General features: G+C 64.7%; 10 protein-coding genes. 6 read left to right on the top strand and 4 right to left on the bottom strand.

What is annotated here, in order from left to right; genetic code table 11:
- Positions 1 to 120 precede the first annotated feature (120 nt).
- Positions 121 to 411 carry a hypothetical protein gene (locus VLA96_10325; protein ID HSE49591.1) on the bottom strand — a complete coding sequence of 97 codons (291 nt, stop codon included), beginning with the start codon at positions 409 to 411 and terminating at the stop codon, positions 121 to 123.
- A 350-nt stretch (positions 412 to 761) separates the two neighbouring features.
- Between VLA96_10325 and VLA96_10320 the strand changes: the two genes are divergently transcribed.
- The 6 genes from VLA96_10320 to VLA96_10295 all read left to right on the top strand — a co-directional run bounded on the left by VLA96_10320 (position 762) and on the right by VLA96_10295 (position 6,023).
- Positions 762 to 1,019, top strand: a complete 258-nt coding sequence (locus tag VLA96_10320; protein ID HSE49590.1) for a hypothetical protein — start codon at positions 762 to 764, stop codon at positions 1,017 to 1,019.
- Between the two features lie 129 nt (positions 1,020 to 1,148).
- A complete protein-coding gene (locus tag VLA96_10315) occupies positions 1,149 to 2,756 on the top strand; it encodes a methylmalonyl-CoA mutase family protein (GenBank protein ID HSE49589.1) in 1,608 nt (535 codons plus the stop codon).
- 430 nt (positions 2,757 to 3,186) lie between these two features.
- Positions 3,187 to 4,359 carry an ADP-forming succinate--CoA ligase subunit beta gene (gene sucC / locus VLA96_10310; protein ID HSE49588.1) on the top strand — a complete coding sequence of 391 codons (1,173 nt, stop codon included), beginning with the start codon at positions 3,187 to 3,189 and terminating at the stop codon, positions 4,357 to 4,359.
- Positions 4,360 to 4,410: 51 nt separating this feature from the next.
- Complete coding sequence (sucD, locus tag VLA96_10305) at positions 4,411 to 5,298, top strand: succinate--CoA ligase subunit alpha (protein HSE49587.1); 888 nt, start codon at positions 4,411 to 4,413, stop codon at positions 5,296 to 5,298.
- A gap of 89 nt (positions 5,299 to 5,387) precedes the next feature.
- On the top strand, positions 5,388 to 5,813 hold the full coding sequence (gene ndk, locus VLA96_10300) for a nucleoside-diphosphate kinase (GenBank protein ID HSE49586.1): 426 nt from the start codon (positions 5,388 to 5,390) through the stop codon (positions 5,811 to 5,813).
- A gap of 21 nt (positions 5,814 to 5,834) precedes the next feature.
- Positions 5,835 to 6,023: a tautomerase family protein gene (locus VLA96_10295; protein ID HSE49585.1), complete on the top strand. Its 189-nt coding sequence runs from the start codon at positions 5,835 to 5,837 to the stop codon at positions 6,021 to 6,023.
- A 245-nt stretch (positions 6,024 to 6,268) separates the two neighbouring features.
- Here VLA96_10295 and VLA96_10290 read toward each other — a convergent pair whose 3' ends face one another.
- The 3 genes from VLA96_10290 to VLA96_10280 form a co-directional block, all read right to left on the bottom strand.
- On the bottom strand, positions 6,269 to 6,556 hold the full coding sequence (locus tag VLA96_10290) for a putative quinol monooxygenase (protein HSE49584.1): 288 nt from the start codon (positions 6,554 to 6,556) through the stop codon (positions 6,269 to 6,271).
- Positions 6,556 to 6,915 (bottom strand): DUF1428 domain-containing protein, encoded by a 360-nt coding sequence (locus tag VLA96_10285; GenBank protein HSE49583.1) that lies wholly within the window; start codon positions 6,913 to 6,915, stop codon positions 6,556 to 6,558. The genes VLA96_10290 and VLA96_10285 overlap by 1 nt, the downstream gene beginning before the upstream one ends.
- A gap of 110 nt (positions 6,916 to 7,025) precedes the next feature.
- On the bottom strand, positions 7,026 to 8,366 hold the full coding sequence (locus tag VLA96_10280) for an adenylosuccinate synthase (GenBank protein HSE49582.1): 1,341 nt from the start codon (positions 8,364 to 8,366) through the stop codon (positions 7,026 to 7,028).
- Between the last annotated feature and the right edge of the window lie 103 nt (positions 8,367 to 8,469).

The raw sequence follows: 8,469 nt of genomic DNA, 5'->3' as shown, positions 1-8,469 counted from the left end.
CTGCCTTGGCCCGAGTTTTCGAGCATAGCACAGGGCAGAGAAGCGGGTGGACGGCGCGGATAAGCCTTGCAAACAGCAACGGCCGCCCGCATGGGGCGGCCTTGCAGACTGCGATGCGGCTTACTCGACCGAGATCCGCAGCGACTTCAGGAACTTCAGGTCCTGCGCGTTGACCGTGAACTGCGCGTCCGATTCGCTGGAACGGCGCGCGCTGGTGACGACCGGCTCCGGCGTGGCCTCTTCCGCCTCGTCCCGCTTGCTGAAGCCGATGGTGGCCTCGAGCACCAGGAAGACGTCGTACCCGTGCTGCTTGATCTTGGCGATGACCTCGCCGATCGGTTCGCTCTCCGAGAGGCTCTCGTTGATGGCGTCGCCTAGTTCCTTCATCAGGTGCTTCAGTCGGTCGTCCAAGTGGTTCTCCACCGGCGGGGTCTTCTCCGCCGCGATTGAGGGCGTGGGGCCCGATTTCCTTAGCCGCGGTACTCTGCGCTACAGACTTGGATGCACCCCCGGACAGGCGAGTTTCGCCACCCCGCGCGCCTACTCCCCGGATTTCTGGGGAGGACGTAGAAAGGGTATGGTCCTGTCGCGTCGTGGGTAGAAAGGGCACGGCTTCAGCCGTGCCGTAGCTGCCGTGCGGTGATTGGGAGCGGGCTTTAGCCCGCGGCAGGATCCAGCCCGGCACGTCAGTGCCGGGGATGGTAGCGGAAACGAGAGACGAGTCGGCTTCAGCCGACGGCACCCCTGCTACGATGCCCAGCGTGGATCCGCAGACCTTCCTGCGCGCGCTCTGGGCTGGCATCCAGGCTTTCTTCCGCACCGTCTGGGGCGCGCTGACGCAGCTCTTCCACCAGGTCACCGGCGTCTTCTTCTTCGTCTTCTTCGCCATCGGCCTGGCCGCCCTCATCCGCGAGTGGGGGAAGTGGTCGTCGAACCGCCTCCTCGTGACCGGCATCTTCACGGCCGTCTTCGGCCTGTTCACACTGCAGTCGTTCCTCAAGGCGCGGCGCAGTCAGTAGCGACATTTTCTTCAACGCCGAGGCGCAAAGAACGCCGAGCTTCTTTTTTCCGTTTCCTCCGTGCGCTCTGCGCCTCTGCGTGGAACGGAATGACCCGGCCCGCCAATCCGGCTACACTTAGCCATTGCTGTGAGTCACAAGCCAAAAGCGACGGAAGCAGCGGTCGAGACCTCCTCGCATATCGAGGTCAAGCCGCTCTACGGCCCCGCCGAGCTTTCCGGTTGGGACTACGACGCGCAGGCCGGCTACCCCGGCCAGCCGCCCTATACCCGCGGCGTGCAGCCCACCATGTACCGCGGCCGTCCCTGGACGATGCGCCAGTATGCCGGCATGGGCGACGCCGAAGAATCCAACAAGCGCTACCGCTACCTGCTCGCGCACGGCACCACCGGGCTCTCCGTCGCCTTCGACCTTCCGACGCAGATCGGCATGGACTCCGACGCGCCGCTGGCCATGGGCGAGGTCGGCAAGGTCGGCGTTGCCATCGATTCCATCGGGGACATGGAGCGCCTCTTCGCCCAGATCCCGCTCGACAAGATCTCGACCTCGATGACCATCAACGCGACCGCCTCCATCCTGCTCGCGCTCTACATCGCGGTCGCCAAGCGCGCCCAGCTCGATCCGCGCAAGCTCTCCGGCACCGTGCAGAACGACATCTTGAAGGAGTACATCGCGCGCGGCACGTACATTTACCCCATCGAGCACGCGATGCGCATCGTCACCGACATCTTTGCCTACACCGCCGAGCACGTGCCCGAGTGGAACTCCATCTCCATCTCCGGCTACCACATGCGCGAGGCCGGCTCCACCGCCGTGCAGGAGGTCGCCTTCACCCTCGCCAACGGCATGACCTACGTGCAGGCCGCGCTCGATCGCGGGCTCGACGTCGACAAGTTCGCCGGCCGCCTCAGCTTCTTCTTCAACGCGCACAACAACTTCCTCGAGGAAGTCGCCAAGTTCCGGGCCGCCCGCCGCATGTGGGCTGGAATCATGCGGGATCATTTCCGTGCGAAAAGCCCGCGCTCCTGGATGCTGCGCTTCCATACCCAGACCGCCGGCTCCACGCTCACCGCGCAGCAGCCCGAGAACAACATCGTCCGCACCGCGCTCCAGGCACTCGCCGCCGTGCTGGGCGGCACGCAGTCGCTGCACACCAACTCCTTCGACGAAGCGCTCGCGCTGCCCACCGAAGAAGCCGCGCGCGTCGCGCTCCGCACGCAGCAGATCATCGCCTACGAATCGGGCGCGCCCAACACCGTCGACCCGGTCGCCGGCTCCTACTACATCGAGTCGCTCACCGACGAGCTCGAGCGCCGCGCGCAGGCGTACCTCGAAAAGATTCGCGACCTGGGCGGGATGCTGAAGGCCATCGAGCGCGGCTACGTGCAGCAGGAGATCCAGAACGCCGCCTACGACTACCAGCAGGCCGTGGACCGCGCCGAAGCCGTCGTCGTCGGCGTGAACCGCTTCGAGGTCGAGGAAGAGAAGTCCGTGCCGACGTTCCAGCACGATCCGGATCTCGAGCGCAAGCAGGTGGAGCGCTTGCAGGCGCTGCGCGCGCGCCGCGACAAGCAGACGTGGGAGTCCGCGCTCAAGGCTGTCGAAGACGCCGCCCGCTCGGGCGACAACCTGATGCCGCGCATCGTCGCCGCCGTCGAGGCCTACTGCACGGTCGGCGAGATCTCCGACACGCTGCGGAGGGTCTTTGGCGAGTACAAGGAAACGGTGGTCATCTAGGTCAATGACCGAACAGGAACTTTACAAGCTACGATGGGACAACATTCGCCGCGCTCAACCGCGTTTATGGGCGACCTATTTGCTGGCTCCAATAGCGGGAGTAGCAGCAGCTTTCGTGTTCGTGCTGGGTGGAAACTACGTCAAATCTGTTCCCTCCATAGTCTTCTTTCTGGTCGGCACCGCCTCGATTCTTTGCGGGCTTTGCTTCAGTTCGCGTGCGTGGTGGAGTTTCCTCTCAACTCCCTGCCCACGATGCGGAAAGGTCTATGGTGGGCGTTTTCCAATGTATGGAATGTGGCGAAGCGCGTGCGCATATTGCGGTCTCCGAAAATACGCTGTCGAATAGTGCGTGCTGGCCACTCTCTGCGCCCTTCCTATACAATCAAAAGTTTCCTGAACGCTTTCTGAAGGTCTTAGTTCCTCCCAGCCGATGAAGATCCACGAGTACCAAGCGAAGAACATCCTCTCGAAATATGGCGTGCCGGTGCCGCGCGGCGAGATGGCACGCACCATCGAAGAAGCCGAGACCGTCGCCAAGGACCTGTTCAACTCCGCCAAGGGCGTGGTCGTCAAAGCCCAGATCCACGCCGGCGGACGCGGCAAGGGCGGCGGCGTGAAGGTCGGCAAGTCGCTCGCCGAAGCCCTGGAGCACGCCAAGAAGATCCTCGGCATGACGCTGGTCACGCACCAGACCGGACCCGAAGGCAAGGTCGTCCACCGGCTGCTGCTGGAAGAGACGCTCGACGTCGACCGCGAGCTCTACCTCGGCATCGTGCTCGACCGCGCCGCCGCCAAGCCCGTCTTCATGGCCTCGCAGGCCGGCGGCATGGAGATCGAGGAAGTCGCCGCGAAAGACCCCAAGGCCATCCTGAAAGAATGGATCGAGCCCGGCATGGGCCTGCAGGCCTTCCAGGCGCGCAATCTCGCGTTCGGCCTCGGCCTGAAGCCCGAGCAGATCAGCTCCGCCGTCCAGGTGATGCAGGCGCTCTACCGCGCCTACGAAGCCACCGACGCCTCGCTGCTCGAGATCAACCCGTTCGTCGTCACGAAGGACGGCCGGCTGCTCGCGCTCGACGCCAAGGTGAACTTCGACGACAGCGCGATGTTCCGCCACAAGGACCTGAAGGAGCTGCGCGACACGAACGAAGAAGACCCGCTCGAGGTCGAAGCCTCGAAGTACGGCCTGAACTACATCCGGCTCGACGGCAACATCGCCTGCATGGTCAACGGCGCCGACCTGGCGATGGCGACCATGGACATCATCAAGTACGCCGGCGGCGCGCCCGCCAACTTCCTCGACGTGGGCGGCGGCGCCAACGCCGAGCAGATCACCAACGCCTTCAAGATCCTGCTCAGCGACAAGGGCGTGAAGGCCATCCTCATCAACATCTTCGGCGGCATCCTGCGCGTGGACACGCTGGCCACCGGCGTGGTCGAGGCGGCCAAGACCACCAAGCTCGCGCTGCCGCTCGTCCTGCGGCTCGAAGGCACCAACGTCGAGCAGGGACGCGAGATCCTGAAACAAAGCGGCCTGAACTACCAGGTCGCGGAAACCATGAAAGACGCCGCCGAGAAAGTGGTAGCAGCAGCAAGCCGGGCCTAACGGGAAACCGGAAACCGGAAACGGGAAACCGGAAACGGGAAACGAATTTATATGAGCATCCTTGTCGATAAGCACACACGGGTGGTGGTGCAGGGCCTGACCGGCCGCGAAGGAACGTTTCACGCCAAGGCGTGCCAGGAGTACGGCACGCAGATCGTCGGCGGAGTGACGCCCGGCAAGGGCGGCACGACGCACGAAGGCTGGCCCATCTTCAACACCGTGGCAGAAGCGAAGGACAAGACCGGCGCGAACGCGGCGCTCATCTTCGTGCCGCCGCCGTTCGCCGCCGACGCCGTCATGGAATCCGCCGAGGCCGAGCTGCCGCTCATCGTCTGCATCACCGAGGGCATTCCGGCGCTCGACATGGTCCGCGCCTGGGAGTTCCTGCAGACGCGCAAGTCGCGGCTCATCGGCCCGAACTGCCCGGGCATCATCTCGCCCGGCAAAGCGAAGCTCGGGATCATGCCGGCGCGCATCCACAAGGAAGGCAACGTCGGCATCGTCTCGCGCTCGGGCACGCTGACGTACGAGGCGGTGTACCAGCTGACCACGCGCGGCATCGGGCAATCGACCGCCATCGGCATCGGCGGCGACCCCATCATCGGCACCAACTTCATCGACGCGCTCGCGCTCTTCCAGCAGGACCCGCAGACCGAAGCCATCATCATGATCGGCGAGATCGGCGGCACCGCCGAGGAGCAGGCCGCCGAGTTCGTGAAGAAGAACGTCTCGAAGCCGGTGGTCAGCTTCATCGCCGGGCAGACCGCGCCTCCGGGACGCCGCATGGGCCACGCCGGCGCCATCATCTCCGGCGGCAAAGGCACGGCCAAGGAGAAGATCGCCGCGCTCGAGGCTGCCGGCATTCGCGTCGCCAAGTCGCCCGCCGACATCGGCGCCACGCTGGTCGAAGCGATGAAGGGCGCCGGCGCTCGCGCCTAGGACGAGGTTTCATGAGTGTCATCCTGAGCGCGCGCAGCGCGCGAAGGATCTCATAGGTAAGGATTCTTGCAAAAGGATAGTGATTAGAAATGAAGACCCTGCAACGCACCTTCGCCATCATCAAGCCCGACGCGGTCAAGAAGGACCACACGGGCGAGATCATCAGCCTCATCCTCAAGAACGGCTTCGACATCATCGGCATGAAGATGCTGCACATCACCAAGAAGCAGGCCGAAGGCTTCTACGCCGTGCACTCGGCGCGCCCCTTCTTCGACTCGCTGACCACGTTCATGTCGAGCGGCCCCATCGTGGTGCTTGCGCTCGAGAAGGAAGGCGACGCCATCGCCGCGTGGCGCAAGCTCATGGGCGCCACCAACCCCGCGCAGGCCGAAGAGGGCACCATCCGCAAGAAGTACGCCGAGAGCATCGAGCGCAACGCCGTCCACGGCTCCGATGCCGAGGACACCGCGCGCTTCGAGCTCAGCTACTTCTTCGCGGGTTACGAATTGAAGTAACGGACTGAAGCAGGAGCCGACATGCCGCACGTCGAGATCACGCTGGTGAAGGGGCGCTCGGTCGAGCAGAAGCGCAAGGCCGCCGAGAAGATCACGCAGGTCATCGCCGAGGAGCTGAACGCCAAGCGCGAAGACACCAGCGTCGCCTTCCTCGAGGTCGACAAGGAGAGCTTCGCCCACGGCGGCGTGCTGGTGATGGATAGGAAGTAGCTCTCTGTGTCGCCCCTCCGGGGCTCGATTGATTCTCTCTTGAGCTTACCCAGCCCTTCCGGGCTGGGCTATTAGCGTTCGCGCCTTCGGCGCTGCATCTCAACATGCTGGCAAGTTTTGGGCCGGACCAAACGCATGTGCGGCCCTCGTACCAGGCGCGAAGCGCCGATCGCCAATAGCCCAGGGCGGAAGCCCTGGGTCCCGTTGAATCAAATAGGAAGAGAGCCCCTTCAGGGGCGACAGAATCAGCTCACCGGCACGAACAGCTCGCGCTCGCGCTGCTCGATGATGGGGTCGAGCCCCCCCTTCACGTACTGCGCGAAATAAGGCGCGTTGCGATGCGCCGCGAGCGCGGCCTCGTCCCGGTACGCCTCGTAGAACATGAAGCGCCGCGGGTCCTCGGTGGATTGGTGTCCCACGTAACGGACGCACCCCGGCTCCGTGCGCGTGTGCTGCTCCATCGTGCGCATCAGCTCCAGGCAGCGCTGCTCCTCGCCCGGCTTCACCGTGAACTGCACCAGCAGCACGACCATCAGGCGTCCACCAGCACCTTGAAGCCGCCGCAGAACATGCGCTTCATGTCGAACGGCATCTTCCGGTTTCTCATCATCCTCTCAATGGCCGGGTCCTTCATGATCCGCTTGTTCGCGCGGTCGCGGTCGGCGCGCGACTTGTACACGATGTAGGAGAAGAACACGGTCTCCCCGCGCTTGGCGCGCACCGCGCGGGGAAACGGCAGCATGCCCTTGATGTTCAGGTCGTCGCCCACGCACTCGCGGAACTCGACCGCGCCGTGCTTGCGGAAGATCTTGCCGGCCGCGGCCGCCATCCGGCGATACGCGGGGATGTTCTTCTTCGGAACCGGCAATACGAAGCCGTCGACGTAAGGCATGAGAACCTCCAGGAGGCTGAAACGCGACTCGCGTGATTTACGACTTACGACGTGATCACTTTCGATTTGAAATCGTAAATGACCAAGTCGTAAATCGTAAGTCCGCGGCGCTACTTCGCCCGGGCGGATCTCCCCGGCCGCGCCGCTTCGACCACCGCGACGAACTCTTTCACGTACATCGTCTGGTCGCGGTCCGGCCCGGTCGAGACCATGCCGATGCGCGCCCCCGATTCCTTCTCCAGGAAGTCGAGGTACGCGCGCGCCTTCTCCGGCAGCTTCGCGAACTCGGTGATCCCCTCGGTCGGCTTCTTCCACCCCGGCAGCTTCTCGTACACCGGCTCGATCTTCTCGTAGCCGGCGGCGTCGGCGGGGATCTCGGCGGTCTTCTTGCCGCCGATCTTGTAGCCGGTGCAGACGGGGATCTCGCTCAGCTCATCGAGCACGTCAAGCTTGGTGACGACCAGCCAGTCGATGCCGTTGACGTTGCGCGCGTAGCGCAACAGCGGCAGGTCGATCCAGCCGCAGCGCCGCGGACGTCCTGTCACCGCGCCGTACTCGTTGCCCTTGGCGCGCAGCTTCTCGCCCACCTCGTCGTGGATCTCGGTGGGGAAGGGGCCGCCGCCCACGCGCGTGCAGTAGGCCTTGGTCACGCCGATGACGGTCTGGATGGCGTTGGGCGCCACGCCCGTGCCGGTCACGGCGCCGCCCGAGGTCGCGCTCGACGACGTCACGAACGGATACGTGCCGTGGTCGATGTCGAGCATCGTCCCCTGCGCGCCCTCGAACATCACGCTCTCGCCCGCGTGGATGGCCTCGTTGAGCAGCGCGGCGGTGTCGGCGACGAACGGCCGCAGCTTCTCGGCCGCCTCGGCGTACTCGCGATACATCTTGTCAGGGTCGAGCGGCTCGGAGTTGAACAGCGCGTGCGCGATCATGTTCTTCTCCGCGCAGGCGTTCTCGATGTGCGTTCGCAGCAGCGTCTTGTCGAGCAGGTCGACCACGCGCAGCCCGCGCCGCCCCATCTTGTCTTCGTACGCCGGCCCGATGCCGCGCGAGGTGGTGCCGATCTTCACGCGCCCGGGCGCGTTCTCCGCCGCCAGCTCGATCATCCGGTGATAGGGCAGGATGACGTGCGCGCGGTTGGAGACGAACAGGTTGCCGTCGACCTTCACGCCGGCGTCGCGCAGCTTGCCGACCTCGGTGAGGAACGCGATGGGGTCGAGCACCACGCCGTTGCCGATGACGCCGCGGCATCCAGGCCGCAGCACCCCGCACGGCACCAGCTGCAGAACGAACTTCTTCCCGCCGATGATGACGGTGTGGCCGGCGTTGTGCCCGCCGGCGTAGCGCGCCACGACCGAGTAGTTCTCGCTCAGGACGTCGACGATCTTGCCTTTGCCTTCATCGCCCCACTGCGCGCCGACGATGACCGCGGTCTTGCCTTTTTTCATCAGGGATCAGGAATCCGTAGCCAGGAGTCAGATTTTGCACACTCCGTGCCCGCGATGTTGCCGGTGTGCAGAACTTGAAGGGGGTCGGCGGACAGGCTTGTAC

It is taken from the genome of Terriglobales bacterium (assembly GCA_035457425.1).
Taxonomy (GTDB): Bacteria; Acidobacteriota; Terriglobia; order Terriglobales; family Acidobacteriaceae; genus JACPNR01.
The sequence above is the reverse complement of the archived record's forward strand: the minus strand, read 5'-3'. Positions and strand labels throughout refer to the sequence as shown.